The sequence below is a fragment of the Paenarthrobacter sp. TE3676 genome (assembly GCF_056279165.1).
In genome coordinates this window covers 72,372-93,628 of sequence record NZ_JBWBQU010000009.1, presented here as the reverse complement: position 1 = coordinate 93,628, position 21,257 = coordinate 72,372, and the positions used below count along the sequence as shown (strand labels likewise).

The window sequence follows — 21,257 nt, the reverse complement described above, 5'->3', positions numbered from 1 at the left end:
GCGTTGTCCAAAATTCTTTTTCATGGCTTTGGCGTGCTGCTCTTTATCCACACTGGTTAGAGGTCCCCATGGCCGCGTCCGACGTAGCCAACTATGCTCAGGAAACGCCTGGCCCGTTGGATGCCCGGCGATCGACATATCACTACGTCAGGGGATACGTAATGGGGTTGGGTACCTAGTGGGACAGGGATTGGTGGGCGCGGACGTCGGAGATCTCCGACGACTTTCGGCCGTGATGGACTCCGAGGCGGAGAAGATCACCAAGCTTCAACAACAGCTCAATGCGCTGATTCAGAACGGCAACTTCTGGCGGGGGAATGACGCCGACCAGTTCAGAAGCCGGTGGCAGAGCGATCTCCAGGGACGATTGGGAGCAGCAGCTTCTTGCCTGCGCACCAATGCCCGCGCCCTGAAACTCAACGCAGAGCAGCAGGAACAAGCTTCCACGGGCAGCCCCGGAGGAGGGCTCAAGGGGGGACCTTCCACAGGGCAGGGAAAGAGCACCCCTGGGGCACCCGGGTTTACTTTTGATCCCACCAGCTACGGCCCCGTCACCGTGGAAGGCAGCGGTTCAATCGACAGTCAAGCAACGGGCGAAACCCACGGCTCCGTTGGTCCCGGCGGAATCGCGTTCGGAGGATCCGGCAAGGCGTCCACCGGAGGTGAAATGACCTGGAAGGCAGAGACCGGGTTCGGGCCCGGCACGACAACTATCACCAACGAAACGTTCGTCGGCGCCCGCGCGGATGGCGAGTTCGAGGCCAGTGTGCCATTCGGACTCGGACTTCCCAATGCCCACGTTAACGGTGAAGCATTCGCTGGCGCGGAAAACGTCACCACCATACGATCCGACTTCTTTGACGGCTGGGTCAGCAACACCTCCACGACGCGTGCAATGACTGGAGTCGAGGCGAGCGCACACGCCAACGCGAGCAGCCCCTTTCTGTTTTCGGCTGGTGGTGAGGGCTTCGCGGGTCAAAAACTCACCGTGGACAACAAGACCGAGTTCGCTGGCGGGCTGTTCGCCTTGGGGCAAGGTGGAGAATTCCGCGCCGGGGCGTGGGCCAGCGCCGGTGAAGGCGAAATCAGCGTCAAGGGCCGCGATGTCTCAGGCACTGCGTTCAGCGCAGGAGCGGGCGCGGAGCTGACAGGGAGCCGGTATGTCGAAGTCCTGGGCCAAACACTGACATTCAACGCGACGGTGGCCGCCGGAGCGGGTGAGGGGCACTTCTTTACGGCTTCCGTGGATGAAGACGGGCTCACTCTGGGCGCGGGAGCCAAGCTCACCGCCGAACTGGGACTGGGTGCGGGTGGCCAGATCACCCTCAGCCCCAAAGGACTAGTGGATTCCGTGACCGGATTCGTCGACTTCCTGAACAACTGACCTTCGCCACCACACCACCGCCGGAAAGGCTCAAATGTCGCAACAGGTTTTCCCGTCCGCATCTTTCCCCGCCTACCCCACCATCAAACTCAATCCACCATCCGGTTGGACACATCAAGTGGTCCCCGATGCCTTGGGTGCCCTGATGGCCCCGGCCGCCGAAGGTCGCTACACGGCAAATGTGGTGATCTCCGTGTCCCGCCGCTTGCCTGGCTACCAGCTGCGGGATATCGCTGCATCCGTGGACTCGTTCCTGGACGCCCTGCCGGACGCCGTCCTGCTCGCCACGGAGCCAGTGGTTATCAATGGCCGGGATTGGCACGTGCGCGAGGCACGCTACACGCACCCACAGGCAGGTTCGCTGGCGCAGTTCACAGCCGTCACGGTGGTCCACCAAGACGCCGCAGCTGATGTCGTCCAGCTGACCGGGAGTTGTCAGCCGATTGAAGACAACAGCGATCTCAAGGCCATCTATTCGCTGGTTGCCAGCGCGGACGTTACGCCAGCGCCCTAGCCTGCTCAATCAGCTTCAGCACCGCAACGGAGTCGGCCGGATCCACCGGTACCGCAAGTGCGGAGGCGGTGCCGCCGCCGTCGAGCTTGTCCGCCAGCATGCGGTAGAACTCGGGGTAGGCGCCGCGCTCCGTGGGGATGGTGGTGCGCTGCCCGTTCCGTTCCAGCGTGCCGTGGTTTTCTGGAGGCTCGACGCCGTACTCCGCGTCCGTAGGCAACCCACCGCGCAGCACGTAGGGCTCCTGTGGGTCGGTGCCGAACTTCACGAAGCCACCTTCCGTGCCGAGGATGCGGAAGCGCGGGCCATGGAGGTGGCTGTTGAGGTTGATGGTGACGTGGCTGACCACGCCCGACTCATGCTGAAGTGCCAGGAAAACGTCGTCGTCGGCGCTTTCCTGGGGGCGGCGGGCCGTGATTTCTGCGAAGGTGACGGTGGCCGGCCCAAAGAACCGGAGAGCGAGATCAAGGACGTGCGTGCCGAGATCGAACAGGACACCACCGCCGTCTTCCGCCGTGGCACTGGCTTTCCAGGCCTTGGCGATCTCCGGCGCCCAGCGCTCCATGCCCACCTCAAACCTGGTCACGGTACCCAGCGTTCCGGCGTCGAGCAGTTTTTTCACGGTGAGCGAGTCACCGTCCCAGCGCCGGTTTTGGTACACGGTGAGGACTCGGCCCAGCTTCGCAGCCAGCTGAATCAGCTCCTCGCCCTCGGCGCTGCGGACCGTGAACGGTTTATCGACGACGACGTCCAGCCCGGCTTCCAGCGCAGCTTTCGCCAGGGGGAAGTGGGTTGCGGGCGGGGTGCCCAGGACGACGAGATCCAGTTGGTCGGCCAGTGCCAGGATGTCTTGAGGGGTGTTGACGATCTGCGTTGCCGGGTAGCGCTCTTTCGCTTTCGTCTGGCGCGCCTCGTCCGAAGTTGCGATGACGGCTAGCTCGTACGCGGGGTTGCTGGCGATGAAGGGCGCGTGGAAGACGCTGCCGGAGAGGCCAAAACCTGCGACGGCGGTACGGATCGGCTGGGAAGTCATGCCCCTAGGCTACCGATCCTCTCTCACGTAATAGCCCTTTCACGCCAACCCTCTATCACCGGGGTGAGCGAGCGTTGGGGTGAAACACCCGGGACGTGAGCGAGCGTCGGGGTGAAACACGCGGGACGTGAGCGAGCGTTGGGGACGGCGAAGGCCGGGAACCTCCCGAACCATGGAAAAGTTCAAGGAAGTTCCCGGCCTTCAGGAAACTACACTTCAGGAAACTACTGCTGAGGGGCTACTTCTTGGTGCCCTTTTCCCAGCCGATGGTGGTCCAGTCCGGAACGTTGGAGTTGCTCTTGAACAAGGACGGACCGTAGTTGGCCAGGCCCGTGCGCACAAACTGGATCTCCGGGCCGTTCAGCAGGGTACCCATGGAGAAGTACTTCTCCATGTGCTTCTTCTCTACCTCCATGGCGGCCTTGTTGCGCTCTTTGTCATCAGCAATGGTCGCCAGGCGCTTGATTTCAGCGTCCAGCTCGGCATCGCCGAGTTTGTTTTCGTTGGTGGTTGAATCGTAGAACTGCTTGACGCCGCTGGTAGCATCCGGGCCAACCGTGTAGCCCGAAATCGTCAGGTCAAACTCCCGCGACCCCAGAACCTTCTGGAAGTCCGCGTCACCGCGCTGCTCAACCGCAACGTCCATGCCCGCTGCCTGAAGCTGCTTCTGCAGGGTCTGTGAGACGGCCGCCCGTGTGGGATCCTCTCCAAAGTAGGTCACCTTGAAGGTTACGGGGACGCCGTCCTTGGCCATGATGCCCTTGTCATTGGCAGTGTAACCCGCGTCGGTGAGGACCTTCTTGGCGGCCTCAGCGTCCGCGTCCTTCACGGGGTAGTTGTCCTGGTAGTACTCGGAGAACGGCATGAGCATCATGGAGCCCGAGCTTTCCTCGGACCAGTTCAGGCCATTGAACTGAACATCTCGGAGAGCTTTTCGGTCCACGGCCGTGAAGATCGCCTTCCGGACGGCCACATCGGCGAGGGCCGGCCGCTCGGCATTGAGGTTGAGACCACCGGCGAACAGTCGCTGACCGCGGCGAACCTCGGCGTTCTTGGTTCCTTCAAGCTGCTTGTAGCGGCTCAGGGAGCGAGCGTCAGTAGCATCAATTTCGCCGTTCTTGAAGGCGGCGATGGTTGCGCTAGGTTCCATCTGGCGCCAAATGATCTTGTCCAGGACAGGCTTTTGACCCCACCACTTGTCGTTGGGAACCATGGTGACGGTCTTGGCGGTGGTGTCGTAGTTTTCCACCTTGAACGGGCCGGCCATCCATTCAGGATGCATGTTGCCCGCAAAGCCATTGTTGAAGATGTCCGCCGTGTTGACGGCAGGGTGGATCAGTCCGAAGAAGAGATCCTCAAGGGGATAGACCGGCTGCGTAGTGGTGACAATGACTTCCTTGTCGTTGGCACCAGCTTTGACTGATTCAACAAACGGATATGCCCCCGGGTTGACGATGTCAATCGCCTTATCTTCACCGCGGGACATCTTCCATGTGTTCTCGAACGTCTTGACGTCGATAGGCGTACCGTCGTTCCAGGTTGCCTTGTCATTCACCTTGATGGTGATGGTCTGCTTGCCGTCCTTGACTTCGCTCTTGACCTCTTCACAGAAGTCCTTGTTGGGCTCAGCCTTGCCGTTGAAATCCAGCTTCCAGCAACCGCCGATGCCGCCGCTGCTCAGGCCTGCCGGATTGACTGGAGTCAACACAGCTGCGGTGGGGCCACTATTCCCGACGTTGGAACTATTGTTGAAATCCGGCCCGAGATCCACGGTTGGCAAGGTGACTGTGCCGCCCGGCTCCAGATCTTTCACTTCCTTGGCGTTGACGCTGATCAGCTTGCTGATGTCACCGCCGCTCTCTTCGGCCTTCTGCGAGGCCGGACCCGACGGCGTTCCCCCGCCGCAAGCGGTCAGCGTAAGCGCTGCTGCGAGCGCTACGCCACCGATCGTCGTGTATTTCTTCATGGTTTGCCCTTCATGTTTACGACTGGAAATCTTTGCGAGTTGAATAACAGGGTTTCAATCGATGCGTCATATGTCGTCAGGCATGCACCACCAGCATGTCGGCATCTATCTCTCCGTCCGGGAAGAAGCATGCGAAGTCCTGTGTGTCCCCCTTCTCCGAAGCCAGTGGCGGCTCCAGAGTAAGGCACTTCTCCTGCTTTGCGGCAGGTAATGCGGCAAACACGGGACAACGGGTCGCAAAATTACATCCCTTGGGAGCATCAAGCGGGCTGGGTAGGTCGCCCTGCAGGATGATGCGTTCGCGGGTCCGTTCCAGGTTGGGGTCCGGAACCGGGATCGCTGACAGCAAGGCCCGCGTGTAAGGGTGGCGCGGGTTGTCGAAGACGTCGTCCACATCGCCGGTTTCCACGATTTTTCCGAGGTACATCACGGCAACACGGTCCGAGATGTGGCGGACAACGGAGAGGTCGTGGGCCACCATCAGGTAGCTCAAGCCCAACTCAGCGCGGAGCTTGTCCAGCAGGTTGATGACTCCGGCCTGCACGGACACGTCCAGCGCAGAGACCGGTTCGTCCAGCACCACGAGCTTCGGATTGACCGCGAGTGCCCGGGCGATACCGATGCGCTGCCGCTGCCCGCCGGAGAACTGGTTGGGGAAGCGGTTGACGTGGTCAGGCTGCAGGCCCACCAGCTTCATGAGTTCCATGATGCGTTTCCTGATGGCAGCCTTGGGCATCCCGAGGTTTTCCAGCGGCTCAGCAAGGACCTCGTACACAGTGAAACGCGGATCCAAGGCACCCGTGGGGTCTTGGAACACCATCTGCATTTCCTTGCGCATGGCCATCTTGGTCTTGTGGTCCGTGGCGACTTTGTTGCTGACGCCGCCAATGACCACTTCGCCCACCTGGTCCGGGTGGAACTCCATGATTTCCAGGAGTGTGGTGGTCTTGCCGCAGCCGGACTCCCCCACAATCGAAACGCACTCGCCTTCGCGGATATCGAAGCTCAAGCCATCCACGGCCTTCACCGTGCCGATCCGTCGCTTGATCAAGGCACCCTTGAGCAGCGGGAAGTGCTTTTTCACGTCTTTGAGTTCCAGGACCTTTTCGCGCTCGACGCGAGCGACGCCGTCGAACTTTGAAACCGGCTTGGGCGGTGCGTGGAAAATTTTGTGGGCGTCAGCGTTGCCGGACAGTTCATTAGCTTTGATGCAGGCTGCCTTGTGCCCCAGCGTCTGGCCCTCAACACCGGGGACGGTGATGAGCTCCGGTTCGCCGTGCAGGCAGGCGTCGCTGACCAGCGGGCAGCGGGCCGCGAACGAACATCCAGTCACCGGCAACGCCAGGTTGGGGGGTGTTCCCTCGATGGGAACCAGCGACTGCCGGGTGGCGGTATCCACGCGCGGAACCGCACCAAGCAAGCCCAGCGTGTACGGCATCCGCGGGTTGTAGTAGATGTCCTCCACAGTTCCGGTTTCCACCGGCTTACCGGCGTACATGACCATGATGTCGTCAGCCATGCCGGCTACGACGCCGAGGTCGTGCGTGATCATGACGACGGCGGCGCCGGTCTCCTCCTGCGCGGTGTGCAGGACTTCCAGCACCTGCGCCTGGATGGTGACGTCCAGCGCCGTCGTGGGTTCATCCGCGATGAGTACCCGCGGATCGTTGGCGATGGCGATGGCGATCATGACGCGCTGCCGCATGCCGCCGGAGAACTCGTGCGGGAACGCTTTCAGGCGGTCCTTGGGGCTCGGGATGCCCACCATGCGCAAAAGGTCGACGGCGCGGGCTTCTTTGGCCTGCTTGCTCATGGTGGGGTTGTGGACTGTGAGGGCTTCGATGATCTGGTTGCCCACCGTGTAGACGGGTGTCAGCGAGGACAGCGGGTCCTGGAACACCATGGCGATGTCACTGCCGCGGTGCTTGCACATGGCTTTGTCGCTGAGGCCAAGGAGTTCCTTGCCCTTGAAGCGCACGGAGCCGGTGATGTCCGCGGTTTCCGGGAGGAGTCCCATGATGGCCATGGACGTGACGGACTTGCCGGAACCGGACTCACCCACAATGCCTAAGGTCTTGCCAGGCATGAGGTCGAAGTCGACGCCGCGGACAGCATGGACCACACCGTTTTCGGAGTTGAAGCGGACGTTGAGGTCGCGAATGCTGAGGACGGCGTCGCCGGGAGCGTAGAGTCCAGCGTCGCGGAGCCGCTCGACGGGAGTGATGTTGGTGCTCATTTGTTGATCTTCTTTGCGGTCTTGGTCTTCGCCCGGCCAATTGAACTGGAGCTTGGGTCGAAAGCGTCACGGAGTCCGTCGTTCATCATGGCCAGCGAACCGGTCAACAGGAACATGACGGTCAGCGGAACCCAGAACATCCAAGGGAAGGAGGACACCTGGCCCGTCGCTTGGCCGATCAGCACACCAAGGCTGACGTCCGGGAGCTTGATGCCGATTCCGATGAAGGAGAAGGCGACTTCGGCGAGGATCGCACCGGTGATGCCCCGGGTGAAGTCGAGGACCAGCAGCGAGCCGATATTCGGTACGAGGTGGCGCCACACGATGCGCCGGGACGGGACACCCATGTACTTGGCGGCTTTGACGTAATCACGCTGCATCAGGGACATGGACAGTGAGCGCACCAGGCGGGCGGTACCCATCCAGCTGAAGAAGAGCAACACGACGATCAGCAGGAGCCAACTGGGGAGATCTTTCAGGCCGCCGCTTCCGCTGGTGGCGACGGCGACCACCAGGATGGCGGGCATCATGATGAGCGCTTCCAGGATGAACAGCATGGTGGCGTCCACCTTGCCCCCGAAGAACGCCATGGTGCAGCCGTATACCGCCGAAATCAGGACGGAAACGCCGCCCACGATCAGGCCGATAAGAATGGACGTCCGGGTGCCGTCCACAATGAGCGCCATGAGGTCGATGCCGGCCTGGGTGGTCCCCAGCAAGTGGTCTGGCGACGGTGGCATGCCGATGTTCAACGGATCAAGGGTGTCTTTGTCCCACGAAGTCAGGAACCCGCCAAAGATCGAGAAGAGGAACAGCGCAAGGAAGATGAACAAGCCGGCGACGGCGGTCCGGTTCCGCATGAAGCGACGGAAGATGATCCGTGACTTCCCGATGACGACGTCCTGGTCAGCTACCCGGGCCTCGTCGATTTCCGCAATGGGATCAATGATGTTGGTCATTACTGGACCCTCACTCGTGGATCGACCAGCGTGGTGGCGAAGTCGGCAAGGATGGCGCCGATCGCGAAGATCACTGAGCCATAGGCCAGCGTGGCGGTGGCGACGTTGACGTCCTGGAGGCTGATGGCCTGGATGCTCCAGAGACCGATGCCGGGCCAGGCGAAGATGGCCTCCGCGAAGAAGCCACCCGTGAAGATGGCCGGGATGGTGAAGGCGATACTCTGCGCCACCGGAATGAAGGAGACGCGCAGGGCGTGCTTCCTGATGGCTTGGTTTCGCGTCAGTCCTTTGGCGCGGGCAGTGCGGACGAAGTCGGCATTGACGTTGTCCAGGAGGTACTGCCGCTGCGCGATCTGGTAACCGGCCCAACCGAAGATGGTCATCGCGAAAGTTGGCACGGCGTAGTGGGCCACCAGGTCAACGAAAGCCGGCCAGCCCGGCTCAATTCCCGGCGTCGAAATTCCCGTGACGAAGAAGATGCGCTCACCGACCGCCTCGTTGATGCTGATGGCACCGAGCTGCACCAGGAAGTACGCGATGGGTGCAGGGAGGATGTGCACCAGGTAGCTGTAGGACGTGATGGCGCGGTCCTGGAACTTGTACTGGCGGGCGGCGGAGTAGACACCGAGGGCTACGCCGATGACCAGGGTGAGGATGATCGAGGCGATGAACAGCCGGGTGGAGACCATCACGCGGTCCGCGAATTCGGCGTTGACGAACGCGCCGTTCGGGCTGCGGCCCCAGTCCCAGCGGGTGACGATGCCCCATAGCCACTGAATGTACCGTTCCCAAGGGTTCAAATCCGGATCCAGCCCGAGTCCCCGGAAAGATGCAGCTACTTGTTCAGGGGTTGGCCTCGGGATCTTTTCCTGCTCGAGCACTGCGGGTTTCAACGACGAGACCGCAAGGAAGTAACCCGCACTCGTGGTCAGGAAGATCATGATCAGGTAGATGCCCGACCGCTTCATCAGATATTTCAGCATGTCGGGCGGCTGCCCCGAATCGTGGCAAAACTCAATGCTCGTCCTTCCGCGGTTCCCGGCTGTGGCCGGCGTCAGCTACGAATTGGCGCAGCGGGTTCTTGGGCCCCCCGCACCCCTTCAGTGATCACCAGCCCTGTATGGCATGCGTCACATTCAAGAGGAAACTACCACAATAACTGCTTCACGTTTTGCTTCGAGGCGTCCGGTTTCGCGCCTGCAGCCAGATTGTTATGTGCAGGTTGCGTCATGTTTACGACGTCGGCAGCCCTGTCGCGCTTACTGCGCCGGAAATGAGGGCGCTAACAGAGGTTTCCTGCCTGGGCTGCGCTGGTTGCGGCTGATGTAGCGGCGCGACTCAGTCGGCGCCCAGGAGGCGGGTGACCAGCTCGCGCCAGGAGTCCACGAGCCGCGTGGGTGAAATGCCGCGAACGCGGACATCGTCCACTATTCGCTCGGGGTCCAGGGCGTAGGTCAGTGACATCGCCATCACCCACGGATCAGCGATTCCCGCCTCCCTCAGCAGGACTTCCATATGTCGATGCGAAAGCTTGGTTGCCGGAACATCAAACCGGTTGCGGGTAGCGGCGCCCGCCGCTTTCAAAAGTTCGCCGTTTTCCAGGACAAAGTAAATGCGCCCCTCGCCGAAGGCCACCAATCGATCTTTTGCCGTGGCCCCGGGACCGAGTGGCGGCGGCCCGAACATGAAACCGTGCTGGAATTCGGATTCGGAGTCGCTCAACAGGGTCATCATGAGCCCGGCGCGGCTACCGAAACGGCGGAAGACTGTCCCCTTGCCAACCTTGGCCTTGCAGGCGAGCGCGTCCATGGTCAGCGCTTCGGCGCCGAACTCGGCCACCAGATCCCGGGCAGCGTTGAGCAATCGCTCGCGATTCCTCGCTGCGTCACTGCGCTCGTGGGGCGCGCCTAGGGGCACGTCCGGCCGAATGGGGATCGAGCTCACAGAAATATTCTAGACCCCGGGAATAGAAAGCGGACCATAGTCCGTTTAGTATCGATGAAGGCTCCAAGCCCAGACATCGAACGGCCGGCACCTCACCCGGCCAGACAAAAGGAGACACCATGTCAAAGAGCACCGTTCTTACCCTCGTCGGCAGCCTGCGCGCCGATTCCCACAACAAGAAGCTCGCCGAAGCCATCCAGCTGAACGCACCCGAGAATGTTGATGTGCAGATCCACGGCTCCCTGGGCAGCATTCCCTTCTACAACGAAGACATCGACGTCGAAGGCCAGGTTCCCGCCGAAGCCGCCGCCCTCCGCGCTGCAGCGGCCGACGCCGACACCATCCTGCTCGTCACGCCCGAGCACAACGGCACCATGCCCGCCTCCCTGAAGAACGCCATCGACTGGCTGTCCCGCCCGTTCGGCGCCGGCGCCCTCTCCGGCAAGCCGACCGCCGTCGTCGGAACCGCTTTTGGCCAGTTCGGTGGAGTATGGGCCCAGGACGAAGCCCGCAAGGCTGCCGGCATCGCCGGCGCCAAGGTACTTGAAGACGTAAAGCTGGCCGTCCCGGGTTCCATGATCCGTTTCGCTGAACTGCACCCGAAGGACGACGCCGAAGTTGTTGAGCAGATCAAGGGCATCTTCGAGCCCCTGACCGCCGTTCAGGACGAAGAAGCAGCAGCCTAGCCTCCTCGCTTTTTCGATGCCCCCGTTCCGCATTCCGCGGGGCGGGGGCATTCGCATTCCTGCCGCTGCGGACGGGGCGTGACCAACTCTTGTCCGAACCGTCACCGTAACGGCATGTTGTGTTCCGCCGTCCCGTCCTAACGTTGGAGATACAGGTGGACGGACAGGAGCGCTGGGCTGTCATGCATGCCGGACGGGGACCAAAAAGTACGACGGCGATCACGGCTGCCTGCCTCATCTTCGGCCTGTGGATGGCTGGCTGCACTACTGTCCCGGCCGAACCCTCCGAATCAGGGGCCGCAGGCCCCTTGCCCATAGTTTCCATGACTTCGCCTGCCCCTACAGCTTCGCCCATTGCTCCCGCGGCAGCCGCCTCGACTCCTGCGCCTTCGAGCCCGGGTACTCCATCCGTTGCCGTCCCCGCCGCGTCGCCCCCGGCAGCAACACCAACTCCAGCACCGTCCGAGAGCACTCCCGCTTCCTCCTTGGCCTCGCCCACCCCACCGGCTGCCGTCGTCGAGCCTTCACCCCAACCGGGCACCAGCGCGCCAGAACCAACAGCCACCGCAACAGTCATTCCCGTGGATTCGGAAAACTCCGGACCGGCGGTCTACTACGTGGCAATCGACGACGGCGGCGCCCGCGGCGTGCGGTTCGGCTGCAACGACAGCTTGGTACCCATCAGGGGCGTTGCCGTGCCCGGGGACCCGCTGTCCGTGGCACTCGGCCGCCTGCTGGAGGCCGGAATGCCAGTGGACAGTGATGCGGCCCTCTACGACTCCCTGGCTGATTCGTCGCTGCGCTACCTCTCGGGCTACATGAGCGGTGCGACGGTGGTGGTTAACCTCAGTGGCTCCCTGCGGCCCGGGGGCGTGTGCGACATCCCACGGATCCAGGCGCAACTGACGCAGACAATCGTGTCCGCCAGTGGTGCATCGAGAGCCGAAATCTATGTGAACGGCCGGACACTTACGGAGGCCCTGAGCGTACGGTGATTGCGGGGCCTGCTGCGCGTGTTACCAGGCACGGGGTAGCGGCTTTGCCTGTTCATGCCGTTGCGATCGCCAGCACCCTCCGGAGTGCCCAAGCCACACGCAACAGGGCAAGGACTGAGGCGAAGGTCAGCACGAAGGCCAGTGCTTCAGGGACCCACAGGCCCGTGACGGCATCTCCTTCCAGGACCACCGTGGCCAAGGCGGCAACCACCAGGAGGCCCAGCCCAGGGATGGCAAAAAGGAAGACTTCGCCGATTTGGCGCCGATGAGTGGCGGAGAGTTTCTCCAAGGGAAGTTCCCGTTGACCCGGGGCAGCCTTCTTTCCCAGCACGTTGATCAGCATGGACACACTGGTCAGCGTCAGGCCAGCCGTGGCGCCGGCCAGCGTGGCGAGAGTCTGGAACAGGGTTCGCCGTGCACCAGGGTCCACGCTTTCCAGCATCAACGGTTGATCCGCAAGCAGCGCGATTCCCAGCCAGATCAGGACGACAAGCGCAGCCCATCCGAAGTCTGCACTGGGATGCAACAGAAACCAACGCCACAGAGTCCTGCGGCGCCCGGTTCGCTCAACGTCAACCCCGTACAAGCTCATGATCTGCACCGCCTTGGTTCTCCTCGGATGCTTGACCGGCCTTGTCAGCGCTCTCCACGGCCGCCGCCATAGCTGCCCGAACAGTGGCCATTCCGCCCGCAACGATGTCCGGAACCAACGCGGAATCAGCCGAACCCTTGATGTCCGGCAGGGTCTTGGCGAAAAATGCCTCGTTGTCCCTGGCCTGTTTATTGAGAATGGCGATCGCCTCGGTGGCGGACTTTTGGGGGTCGTTGAAGACATCCGGATCCACCTCGATATGCGAGATGAACCGCTCCTTCAGCAGGTCCACCACCTCTCGGTCGCCCGTCAGGGAGTCCTTGCCCTCGGCCACCACATAATCGAAATGCTCCACGGACCCGGCCCTGCGGAAGAGATCGATCAGTTGCTGGATCCGGTCCCGAATCCGCTGTTTGTCCTCGGCCTTGCCTGATCTGCCAACGCTCAGGGAAATCCTGAACGTACCCTCATTCATGAGCCGCGAGGCGCTGTCCAGAACGTCAGCCCACTCCCCCTCCATAAGCTTCCCGGAGAGACGTTCGGCAGGAAGCGCGAACTCGAAACGGCTCACCTCCAGCCGGGTAAGGATTTCTTCGATGTCCTCGCGCACAACCGGCACCAGGCTTGGCTCAAGCCCCAGCATTCCTTCGAGGTACTCACCCATCCTGGATGCGCGGGGTCCATTGCCGCTGGTCAGCACCGCTATGACATTCCTCTTCAAGAAGGCGAAGTAGGTGGTCTCCAGCAAATGGTCACCCGGAGCCAACGGCAGGGGCTTACGCCGCCCGAGGGCATCGCCGACGCTGGGAAGATTAGTGTCCCGCACCCGGTCCAAAAGCAGGACGGGAAGGGGCGACGACGCCACAGCCTGGGCGAGCAGCACAGTCCCGTCCGCACTTGTGAAGTGCCGGTTCACCCCTGAGTCCTGGGCCTTCTTCAGCACCTCGGCCAGACGGCGCGCCGGAAATGGCCGGCTGAGCTCGTCCCCGTTCAGCTGCTCGATCCGCCAGAACTGTACACTGCGCCGTGCCATGGATCCTCCCCTCGTTTTCCATGACCCACGCTAACGGCGAGGTCTGACATTAAAGCCGGGTGCCGGCGTCGCCCCTAAAGCCCGCTGGCGAGGACCGCGTTCAAAGGCTGTATCGCGTTCAAAGGCTGTATTTGGGCCCTGGCGCGAACAGGGAGTCCATTTCGTCGTGGCTGCGCGTGCCAGCCAGCCCCGCCCAATTGCCGTCACCAAGGATTTCCTTCGCCACCCGCGCCACCTTGGCATACGCTGCTTTGGCCGTATTGCCGCCAATGCTGACGCGACGGACCCCTGCATCGTGGAGCTCAAGGGGCGACGGCGCCCCGACGCCCGCCAACGCGTTGAGCGGTGCAGGAATCCTGCTGGACAGCTCATGGAGGACATGTAGATCCACGACGCCGGGCACGAAGATTCCATCCGCACCCGCAGTGAGGTAGGCCTCGGCACGGCGCAGGGTTTCGTCATAGGCAGTGTCCGCGAACTGGCCCGACAGGAAGGTGTCGGTGCGGGCATTGATGAACAGTGGTATTCCGCGATCGTCAGCAACTGCGCGGATCAAGGCAATCCGGCGCGACTGTTCGTTGATGTCCGTGAGCGGCTCAGTGGCGGAGTCCTCAATGTTGATGCCCACGGCTCCCTCGTCCAGGACGGCGTGGACAGTGGCACGAAGTTCGTCGTCGGTGCGCCCGTAGCCCGTCTCGATGTCTGCCGAAACCGGCAACCGGGTTGCCCCGGCAACCCGGCCCAGTGCAGCCATTGCCAGGCCCCACGGCACGTGGTCGCCATCCCGGAACCCCAGGCTCCAGGAGACAGCCGAGCTTGAGGTGGCAATCGCCGTCGCACCCGCCTCCTCCACAACGCGGGCGGAAGCTGCATCCCACACGTTCACGAGCACAAGCGGCGTTGGCCCGGCGTCGTGGAGTTTATGGAAGTGTTCTGCTTTGGTCACGGATCCCCTGTGCGCTGTCATAGCTACATTCCAGCCCTTCACGATCGCGGCGTAAAGGATAGGCTGCGAAAATGAAGTGATCCGAAAACAACTGTTGCCTCTTTAGCAACATCGAGGAGTATCCTGTCACTGTGACCCACGAAACATTGGATGCCGGCGCAACGTTGCCCGCTGAAGCCATCGACGCCATTGAACGGGCCGCAACGGCCGCTCACCCGCACGAGGAATTGTTCTCCGCGCGGGCCGCCAATATCAAACAGTCCGCTGTCCGGGACGTCTTCGACATCTCGATGCAGCCAGGCCTTGTCTCCCTTGCCGGCGGCAACCCGTACCTGCAGTCGCTACCTCTGGAGAAGCTGGGCCAAACCGCGGCCCGCATCATCGCCGAAGAGGGTATGACCGCCCTGCAGTACGGCGGCGGCCAAGGCACGGAAGAACTCCGCGCGCAGATCTGCACCATCATGGCCGCCGAGGGAATCGTTGACGCCGCCCCAGAGAACATCGTGATCACTGCGGGATCGCAGTCTGCGCAGGATGTTGCCACCAAGGTCTTCTGCAACCCGGGCGACGTTGTCCTGGTGGAGAACCCCACCTACGTGGGCGCCCTGAACACATTTGAGGCGTACCAAGTCCAGGTGGAACCCATCGAAATGGACGACGACGGGTTGGTACCCGAGCTTCTTGAGGCCAGGATCGCGGCACTTCAGGCAGAGGGCAAGAACATCAAGTTCCTCTACACGATCCCCAACTTCAACAACCCCTCAGGCATCACGCTGGCCGCGGAACGCAGGCAGCAAATCGTCGATATATGCCGTAGCGCGAATATTATTGTCCTCGAGGACAATCCCTACGGACTCCTGCGGTTCGATGGCCACCCGATCGCCCCGATGCGAGCCGCCAACCCGGATGACGTCATTTATCTGGGCTCGTTCTCGAAAATCTTTGCCCCCGGACTGCGCATCGGCTGGGCCATGGTTCCCGCGCACTTGCAGCGTCGTTTCTACCTCGCCTCCGAGGCCGTGACACTCTGCCCGCCTCCCCTGAATCAAATGCTCGTCTCGGCATACCTCCGTGAGTACGACTGGGAAGGGCAGATCGAAACCTACCGGGCGCTCTACGCGGAACGCTGCCGGGCCCTGTTGTCCGCACTCGACGAGTACATGCCGGCAGGCCTCACCTGGACACGCCCGGACGGCGGCTTCTTCGTGTGGGTCACGCTGCCCGAAGGCGTGGATACCTATCCCCTGCTCGGAAAGGCGATAGACGCGGGGGTCGTCTTCATCCCGGGTGCCGCCTTCTCCCCGGCTGACGGACCTTCCAACAAGCTCCGTCTCGCTTTCAGCGCCGTACCGCCGGATACGATAGCTGAGGGTGTCCGCCGCCTGGCCCCTGTCCTGGCGGATGCCATTGAAGCTACCAATGAAGGAGCACCACAATGACCGGAGTTGTGATCGTCGGAGTAGACGGCAGCGAGACCGCAATGAGGGCAGCACAGGCCGCCCAGCAGTTGGCGATCGGCCTCGGAGCCAGCCTTCGCGTGGTCAGTGCCTTCGACAGCAACCGGACAGAGGTGGTTGAGATAGGCACCGACAAGTGGATCGTCTCCGACGCCGCGGAAGCTGAAGCTGTGGCTCGCGCCGTGGCGGAGCGCCTGGTGGATGACCGGCTCGAGGTTACCTACTCCGCTGCGCGCGGCAAACCGGGTGAAGCCTTGGTGAAGGAGGCTGAGGTGCAGGATGCCCGCTTGATCGTGGTGGGCAACCGTCGCATGCAGGGCTTGGGTCGCGTTCTTGGAAGCGTGGCCAACACCGTAGCGCACACCGCGCCCTGCGACGTCTACATCGCCAAGACCGACCAGCCGTAACGCGAGCTGAATCACGCCGCCGGGTGGGGAGCCTCACCCGGCGTTTGGCGTCTTTTGGGCCGGCTGCCTGAAGTCATCGTTATAAAATTGAGATGCCCGCAATGGCGCGCGCCACCTCCACTTACTGACTTCAGGGGATCATTTACGTGCTTACTTTGCAGCCGCGCCAGCGCGTGGGACACGATATTCTTCTTGCCCGCCACGGCAACCACATCAGCACCATGCGCTACGACCGAACCAACGACCGCGTCATCGCCATGCTCGACGACGGCTCCTGGGACAGCGCCCCCAACATGATCGCCCCCCGCCTGGAAATGCCCGAAACTTTGGGCAGCGTCTTCCGCAAGGATTGGCGCTTCCTTTCCGTGGCATGTGTTGCCATGGTCACCGTGGCCGCCGTCGCGATGGGCATCAGTGTGGAGATGGCAAACCACATGTCGACGACGGAACTGCAGGCGCTGCTGGTCAGTTACCCGGCGTTCTAGCTGCTAGAGCATCCACTCCCGCAGCAGCCACCACAGGCCGGCGATGACAATGCCTCCAAATAATGAGCCTGCAATAACCTGAGGAAGGGTGTGGGCGCGCAATACCAATCGTGACCAGCCAACCGCCGGCACGAGGAGCAGCAGGGGAAGCCACTCCGGCCCGAACATCATCACGGAGATAACGACGGCCGCGGCAAGAGCCGATGCATGCCCGCTCATTTTCCAGAAGGCACTGACTACGGCCAGAACTCCAATTCCTCCGATGAGCGCAATGACCATCACCGTGACACTCACCGGACCACTGAGCAGATGCAGGACGAGCAGGCCAACCAGCACTGACGCCAACGTCATCAGAAGCAAAACGGGCCGCTGGCGTCGATCGCTGACATGGTGATCCGTGATCCTGCCCAGCTTCACCATCACCAGCACGTAGGCCAGCGGCAGGACGCAGACGAACATCGCCGCGAGCAGCCCAGACCACATGGTTCCCGGGAACCCGGGTTCAATGGCAGGGCTGATCAGCAGGAGGACAAGAACAACAACCGGTGGCTGGAATACTTCCGTCAGCACCCGGGCAACCGTGCGCCATGGTCCCGTCAACAACTGAGGGGGCACATGGCCCGGCTCCTCAGTTATCGTCTCCGTGTTACGGCCAGCGCCTGGGTCGGCTTGCTCGTCAGTCAAGCAGCAGCGCCGGTTCTTCGAGAATTGATGCGACGTCCGCCATGAAGCGTGCGGACAAATCCCCGTCAACCACGCGGTGGTCGAAAGAACCACCGAGTGTCGTAATCCAGCGCGGGATGACTTCGCCATCCAGCACCCACGGCTTCTGCTTGATGGTTCCGAAGGCAATGATGGCTACTTCACCCGGGTTGATGATAGGGGTTCCGGTATCAATGCCAAGCGCGCCGATGTTGGTGATGGTCAGGCTTCCACCCTGCATCTCAGCCGGCTGCGTCTTCCCTGCCCGGGCTTTGGTTGCCAACTCATTAAGCGCAAGGGCCAGTTCCTTGAGGGAAAGGTCCTGGGCGTCCTTGATGTTGGGCACCATGAGTCCGCGCGGGGTTGCGGCGGCGATGCCAAGGTTCATGTAGTGCTTCACCAGGATCTCCGCGCCGCCCTTACCGTCAGCGTTCTCCACCCACGTTGCGTTGACGCTGGGGTTCCGGGCAGCAGCCCAGATCACTGCCTTTGCAAGAATGAGCAGCGGCGATACCTTGATGCCTTCAAAGTCGCGGGAGACCTTCAGCCGCTTCACGAACTCCATGGTGCGGCTGGCATCCACGTCCACGAAAATGCTGACGTGGGGAGCCGAGAAAGCTGAATCAACCATGGCCTTGGCGGTTGCCTTACGAACACCCTTGACGGGCATCCGTTCCACGCGCTGATCCTGCGGTTTCTTCGAGGCACCCCAAAAACTATCTGCTTGGTCATGCTCGGCGTCGCGCTGGGCTTGGTAGCTCACCAGGTCCTCGCGAGTCACTTCACCGCGCTCACCGGTAGCCACGACGTCAGCGAGATCGATGCCGAGGTCCCGGGCAAACTTGCGGACCGGAGGCTTTGCCAGGACCTTGTTGACCAAGCCACTGATGGTTCCGCTGATCGCCGCACCGCGGGAGGCCGCCGCTTGCGGCGCCTGGGGTTGAGGCGCGACGGACTGCGCTGGGGTGGCAGTCGCAGGGGTGAGGGGTGCGACGACGGCGGGGCCCGCCGTCGTGCGGTGTGAAACCGGCGATTCGGCTGCTTTGGCTTCTACCGCTGCTTGGTGGTCCTGGACAGTACCTTCGGCACTCTCGGCGACCGTGGCTGCCTCAACCACTGCCCCGGCCGGACGTTTGCGCGCCCGACGCTTCACGGCGTCGGCCTTGGGTCCTGAACCGACCAGCGGACCGCCAGCCGGACGGTTGTCGTCGGTGTCATCGTCGGCGGGCAGCTTGCCATACAGGGGCATCTCGACGGCGGGTGCCTTGGGCGCAGCAGGCGTCACCAGCGCAGCTTCACCCTCCTGGCCTTCCGAAACAGCGATGATCGCCGTGCCGACTTCAACCGTGATGCCTTCCTCAACCAGCAGCTCCGTGACAGTACCCGCAAAAGGAGAAGGGAGTTCGACGAGGGACTTGGCGGTCTCGATCTCGCACAAGACGTCGTTAATGGCGACGACGTCACCTGGCTTGACCTTCCAAGCCACTACCTCGGCCTCGGTCAGGCCTTCGCCAACGTCCGGCAGGTTGAATTTCTTTACAGTCACAGTGGTCCTCGATTTCCGGTCACCCGGCAGCGAAGCCGGGCTGGATCAGGGCGGTTGGTAGGACGGTTTAGTAGGACAAGGAGCGGTCGAGCGCCTCAAGGATCTTGTCGATGTCCGGCAAGTAGTCCTCTTCCACCTTGGCCACCGGGTAGGGCATATGGAACCCGCCAACGCGAATGACGGGTGCCTCCAAGTGCAGGAATGCCCGCTCGCTGATGCGCGCGGCGATCTCACCGCCGATGCCACCAAAGGTAGGGGCTTCGTGGGCTACGATCAGGCGGCCCGTCTTCTTGACCGATGCTTCCACGGTGTCAAAGTCCAAAGGCGAAATGGAACGGAGGTCAATGACTTCAATGCTCCGTCCGTCCTCAGTGGCAGCGTTGGCGGCCGCCAGCGCAACCGGCACCAGCGGGCCATAGGCCACGATGGTCGCGTCCGTTCCTTCACGGACAACGTGAGCTTTGAAGGGGTCCTCGGAAAGACCTGCATTCTCGACGTCGACCTCGCCCTTGAGCCAGTAACGGCGCTTGGGTTCGAAGAAGATGACGGGGTCCTGGCATTCGATGGCCTTTTGGATCATCCAATAGGCGTCATGGGCGTTGGAAGGGGAAATGATGCGCAAGCCCGCGGTGTGGGCGAACAACGCTTCGGGCGACTCTGAGTGATGCTCGATGGAGCCAATGCCGCCGCCGTACGGGATGCGGATGACCACCGGAACGGTCAGCTTGCCGAGGCTGCGGGAGTGGATCTTGGCCAGCTGGGTGGTGATCTGGTTGAAGGCAGGGTAAACAAAGCCGTCGAACTGGATTTCGCACACTGGTGAGTATCCGCGAAGCGCCAGGCCTATGGCGGTTCCGATGATGCCGGATTCAGCCAAGGGGGTGTCCACGACGCGTTCGTCGCCGAACTCCTTAATCAGGCCATCCGTGACACGGTAAACACCGCCCAGATGTCCGATGTCCTCGCCCATCAGCAAGGACTTGGGGTTGTTCGTCAGCGATGCCCGCAGACCCTCGTTGATGGCCTTCGCAATGGTCATTGTTGCCATCAGTTAGCTGCCTCCTGGTCGCTCTCGAAGCCGGCAGAGTATTCCTCGAACCAGGCCAGTTCCTCCGCGATCAGCGGGTGTTGTTCGGCGTAGACACTGGCGAAGGCTTCACGGATATCCGGGACCTCAAGGCCATGTGTTGTGCTGCGGACGTACTTGGCGAGCTCATCGCCGTCGGCCTTGACCTGGTCGAAGAACGCTTCATCCGCCAAACCCTCCACGCGCAAGTACTTTTCCAGGCGGTCCAGTGGATCTTTCTCCCGCCAGGCAGCTTCTTCGGCGGATTCCCGGTACTTGGTGGGGTCGTCGGCAGTGGTGTGTGCGCCCACCCGGTACGTGTACGCCTCGATGAGCACAGGGCCGCGGCCCTCCCGGGCGTGTTCGAGCGCCCACTCAGTAACGGCATGGACGGCGATGACGTCGTTGCCGTCCACCCGGATTCCCGGGAAGCCATAGCCCTTGGCGCGGTTCGCCAGCGGAACCTTCGTCTGGACTTCAGTAGGCACGGAAATGGCCCAATGGTTGTTCTGGCAGAAGAAAACAACCGGAGCGTTGTACGACGCTGCAAAAACCATCGACTCGTGGACGTCGCCTTCGGAGCTGGCGCCGTCACCGAAGTAAGCGATGACTGCAGCTTTGGGGTCTGTGGAGTCTGAGGCCGAGGCGAGCTTCTGGTCCCTTTGGATGCCCATGGCGTAGCCAACAGCGTGAAGCGTCTGGGCTGCGAGCACCAATGTATAGAGGTGGAAGTTGTTCTCCCGCGGATCCCAGCCACCGTTGGACACACCGCGGAATTGCTTGAGCAGCTCGGCGAGGTCTACATTGCGGACCAGCGCGACGCCGTGTTCGCGGTAGGTGGGGAAGATGTAGTCCTGGGCCTGGCTTGCGTGGCCCGAACCAATCTGCGCGGCCTCCTGGCCAGTCAGCGGCACCCACAAGGCAAGCTCGCCTTGGCGCTGCAGCGCGGTGGCCTCCTGGTCAAAGCGACGGATCCTCGCCATATCCGTGTAGAAAACACGGAGCTTCTCCGGATCGATCCGCTTGGCGTAGTCCGAGAAGACGGGATCGGAGCCCAGTTTGCCGTCGGGCCCGAGCAACTGCACCATTTCCACTGGTTCGCCTGGTGCGGCTGCTGCCGCGGTGGTTGCCGCGAGACTTTCTTCCGTCCCGTGGGGCAGTTGTGTCGAGCCCATTCCGTCTCCTTGCTTGCCGTGGCGAGGCGCCGGGCAATGTCTGTCGCTGGGATATATGCCTGTTCCGGAATGCATTCCGGAACAGGCATATATTTTGGCTTTCGTCCCTTACTTTATCGGCAGTAAGTAGCGAT

At 62.1% G+C, this 21,257-nt stretch carries 20 protein-coding genes; 7 read left to right on the top strand and 13 right to left on the bottom strand.

Annotated elements, in window-relative coordinates:
• Positions 1-178 precede the first annotated feature (178 nt).
• Both ACZ881_RS19760 and ACZ881_RS19755 read left to right on the top strand, forming a co-directional pair.
• Positions 179-1,384: a WXG100 family type VII secretion target gene (locus ACZ881_RS19760; RefSeq protein ID WP_476117706.1), complete on the top strand. Its 1,206-nt coding sequence runs from the start codon at positions 179-181 to the stop codon at positions 1,382-1,384.
• A 34-nt stretch (positions 1,385-1,418) separates the two neighbouring features.
• The gene (locus tag ACZ881_RS19755) at positions 1,419-1,898 is read left to right on the top strand and encodes a hypothetical protein (RefSeq protein WP_054808837.1); all 480 of its coding nucleotides are present in this window, start codon (positions 1,419-1,421) and stop codon (positions 1,896-1,898) included.
• On the opposite strand, the gene ACZ881_RS19750 is transcribed toward ACZ881_RS19755, so the two are convergent.
• From ACZ881_RS19750 to ACZ881_RS19725, 6 genes are all read right to left on the bottom strand, one after another.
• Positions 1,882-2,928, bottom strand: coding sequence for a Gfo/Idh/MocA family protein (locus tag ACZ881_RS19750; protein ID WP_476117705.1), 1,047 nt, complete (start codon positions 2,926-2,928; stop codon positions 1,882-1,884). The genes ACZ881_RS19755 and ACZ881_RS19750 overlap by 17 nt on opposite strands.
• Before the next feature lie 238 nt (positions 2,929-3,166).
• Positions 3,167-4,894 (bottom strand): ABC transporter family substrate-binding protein, encoded by a 1,728-nt coding sequence (locus tag ACZ881_RS19745; RefSeq protein WP_476117704.1) that lies wholly within the window; start codon positions 4,892-4,894, stop codon positions 3,167-3,169.
• Positions 4,895-4,970: 76 nt separating this feature from the next.
• Positions 4,971-7,130 (bottom strand): dipeptide ABC transporter ATP-binding protein, encoded by a 2,160-nt coding sequence (locus tag ACZ881_RS19740; protein ID WP_476117703.1) that lies wholly within the window; start codon positions 7,128-7,130, stop codon positions 4,971-4,973.
• Complete coding sequence (locus ACZ881_RS19735; RefSeq protein WP_475037474.1) at positions 7,127-8,089, bottom strand: ABC transporter permease; 963 nt, start codon at positions 8,087-8,089, stop codon at positions 7,127-7,129. The genes ACZ881_RS19740 and ACZ881_RS19735 overlap by 4 nt, the downstream gene beginning before the upstream one ends.
• A complete protein-coding gene (locus tag ACZ881_RS19730) occupies positions 8,089-9,072 on the bottom strand; it encodes an ABC transporter permease (protein ID WP_091463741.1) in 984 nt (327 codons plus the stop codon). The genes ACZ881_RS19735 and ACZ881_RS19730 overlap by 1 nt, the downstream gene beginning before the upstream one ends.
• Before the next feature lie 355 nt (positions 9,073-9,427).
• Positions 9,428-10,033: a TetR/AcrR family transcriptional regulator gene (locus tag ACZ881_RS19725; RefSeq protein ID WP_476117702.1), complete on the bottom strand. Its 606-nt coding sequence runs from the start codon at positions 10,031-10,033 to the stop codon at positions 9,428-9,430.
• 119 nt (positions 10,034-10,152) lie between these two features.
• Between ACZ881_RS19725 and ACZ881_RS19720 the strand changes: the two genes are divergently transcribed.
• Together ACZ881_RS19720 and ACZ881_RS19715 are read left to right on the top strand one after the other, a co-directional pair.
• Positions 10,153-10,719, top strand: coding sequence for an NAD(P)H-dependent oxidoreductase (locus ACZ881_RS19720; protein ID WP_091463742.1), 567 nt, complete (start codon positions 10,153-10,155; stop codon positions 10,717-10,719).
• A gap of 155 nt (positions 10,720-10,874) precedes the next feature.
• Positions 10,875-11,714: a GerMN domain-containing protein gene (locus ACZ881_RS19715; RefSeq protein ID WP_476117701.1), complete on the top strand. Its 840-nt coding sequence runs from the start codon at positions 10,875-10,877 to the stop codon at positions 11,712-11,714.
• A 52-nt stretch (positions 11,715-11,766) separates the two neighbouring features.
• Here ACZ881_RS19715 and ACZ881_RS19710 read toward each other — a convergent pair whose 3' ends face one another.
• From ACZ881_RS19710 to ACZ881_RS19700, 3 genes are all read right to left on the bottom strand, one after another.
• Complete coding sequence (locus ACZ881_RS19710) at positions 11,767-12,306, bottom strand: hypothetical protein (RefSeq protein WP_476117700.1); 540 nt, start codon at positions 12,304-12,306, stop codon at positions 11,767-11,769.
• Complete coding sequence (locus ACZ881_RS19705) at positions 12,287-13,339, bottom strand: hypothetical protein (RefSeq protein WP_476117699.1); 1,053 nt, start codon at positions 13,337-13,339, stop codon at positions 12,287-12,289. The genes ACZ881_RS19710 and ACZ881_RS19705 overlap by 20 nt, the downstream gene beginning before the upstream one ends.
• Before the next feature lie 118 nt (positions 13,340-13,457).
• Positions 13,458-14,285 (bottom strand): isocitrate lyase/PEP mutase family protein, encoded by an 828-nt coding sequence (locus tag ACZ881_RS19700; protein ID WP_476117698.1) that lies wholly within the window; start codon positions 14,283-14,285, stop codon positions 13,458-13,460.
• 131 nt (positions 14,286-14,416) lie between these two features.
• Between ACZ881_RS19700 and ACZ881_RS19695 the strand changes: the two genes are divergently transcribed.
• From ACZ881_RS19695 to ACZ881_RS19685, 3 genes are all read left to right on the top strand, one after another.
• Positions 14,417-15,724: an aminotransferase-like domain-containing protein gene (locus ACZ881_RS19695; protein WP_476117697.1), complete on the top strand. Its 1,308-nt coding sequence runs from the start codon at positions 14,417-14,419 to the stop codon at positions 15,722-15,724.
• Positions 15,721-16,149, top strand: coding sequence for a universal stress protein (locus ACZ881_RS19690; protein ID WP_054808836.1), 429 nt, complete (start codon positions 15,721-15,723; stop codon positions 16,147-16,149). Before ACZ881_RS19695 ends, ACZ881_RS19690 begins: the two co-directional genes overlap by 4 nt.
• A gap of 173 nt (positions 16,150-16,322) precedes the next feature.
• A complete protein-coding gene (locus ACZ881_RS19685) occupies positions 16,323-16,634 on the top strand; it encodes a hypothetical protein (RefSeq protein WP_091467374.1) in 312 nt (103 codons plus the stop codon).
• Between the two features lie 3 nt (positions 16,635-16,637).
• Here ACZ881_RS19685 and ACZ881_RS19680 read toward each other — a convergent pair whose 3' ends face one another.
• The 4 genes from ACZ881_RS19680 to pdhA form a co-directional block, all read right to left on the bottom strand.
• A complete protein-coding gene (locus ACZ881_RS19680; protein ID WP_091467376.1) occupies positions 16,638-17,234 on the bottom strand; it encodes a phosphatase PAP2 family protein in 597 nt (198 codons plus the stop codon).
• A gap of 76 nt (positions 17,235-17,310) precedes the next feature.
• Positions 17,311-18,882, bottom strand: coding sequence for a dihydrolipoamide acetyltransferase family protein (locus tag ACZ881_RS19675; RefSeq protein ID WP_091463752.1), 1,572 nt, complete (start codon positions 18,880-18,882; stop codon positions 17,311-17,313).
• Between the two features lie 67 nt (positions 18,883-18,949).
• The gene (locus tag ACZ881_RS19670; protein ID WP_091463755.1) at positions 18,950-19,930 is read right to left on the bottom strand and encodes an alpha-ketoacid dehydrogenase subunit beta; all 981 of its coding nucleotides are present in this window, start codon (positions 19,928-19,930) and stop codon (positions 18,950-18,952) included.
• Positions 19,930-21,123, bottom strand: coding sequence for a pyruvate dehydrogenase (acetyl-transferring) E1 component subunit alpha (gene pdhA / locus ACZ881_RS19665; RefSeq protein WP_476117696.1), 1,194 nt, complete (start codon positions 21,121-21,123; stop codon positions 19,930-19,932). The genes ACZ881_RS19670 and pdhA overlap by 1 nt, the downstream gene beginning before the upstream one ends.
• Between the last annotated feature and the right edge of the window lie 134 nt (positions 21,124-21,257).

Bases quoted from the DNA above. Each gene is read 5' to 3' on its own strand.
- ACZ881_RS19755 (WP_054808837.1), top strand. From the start codon at position 1,419: ATGTCGCAACAGGTTTTCCCGTCCGCATCTTTCCCCGCCTACCCCACC.
- ACZ881_RS19750 (WP_476117705.1), bottom strand. From the start codon at position 2,928: ATGACTTCCCAGCCGATCCGTACCGCCGTCGCAGGTTTTGGCCTCTCC.
- ACZ881_RS19745 (WP_476117704.1), bottom strand. From the start codon at position 4,894: ATGAAGAAATACACGACGATCGGTGGCGTAGCGCTCGCAGCAGCGCTT.
- ACZ881_RS19740 (WP_476117703.1), bottom strand. From the start codon at position 7,130: ATGAGCACCAACATCACTCCCGTCGAGCGGCTCCGCGACGCTGGACTC.
- ACZ881_RS19735 (WP_475037474.1), bottom strand. From the start codon at position 8,089: ATGACCAACATCATTGATCCCATTGCGGAAATCGACGAGGCCCGGGTA.
- ACZ881_RS19730 (WP_091463741.1), bottom strand. From the start codon at position 9,072: ATGCTGAAATATCTGATGAAGCGGTCGGGCATCTACCTGATCATGATC.
- ACZ881_RS19720 (WP_091463742.1), top strand. From the start codon at position 10,153: ATGTCAAAGAGCACCGTTCTTACCCTCGTCGGCAGCCTGCGCGCCGAT.
- ACZ881_RS19710 (WP_476117700.1), bottom strand. From the start codon at position 12,306: ATGAGCTTGTACGGGGTTGACGTTGAGCGAACCGGGCGCCGCAGGACT.
- ACZ881_RS19705 (WP_476117699.1), bottom strand. From the start codon at position 13,339: ATGGCACGGCGCAGTGTACAGTTCTGGCGGATCGAGCAGCTGAACGGG.
- ACZ881_RS19690 (WP_054808836.1), top strand. From the start codon at position 15,721: ATGACCGGAGTTGTGATCGTCGGAGTAGACGGCAGCGAGACCGCAATG.
- ACZ881_RS19670 (WP_091463755.1), bottom strand. From the start codon at position 19,930: ATGGCAACAATGACCATTGCGAAGGCCATCAACGAGGGTCTGCGGGCA.
- pdhA (WP_476117696.1), bottom strand. From the start codon at position 21,123: ATGGGCTCGACACAACTGCCCCACGGGACGGAAGAAAGTCTCGCGGCA.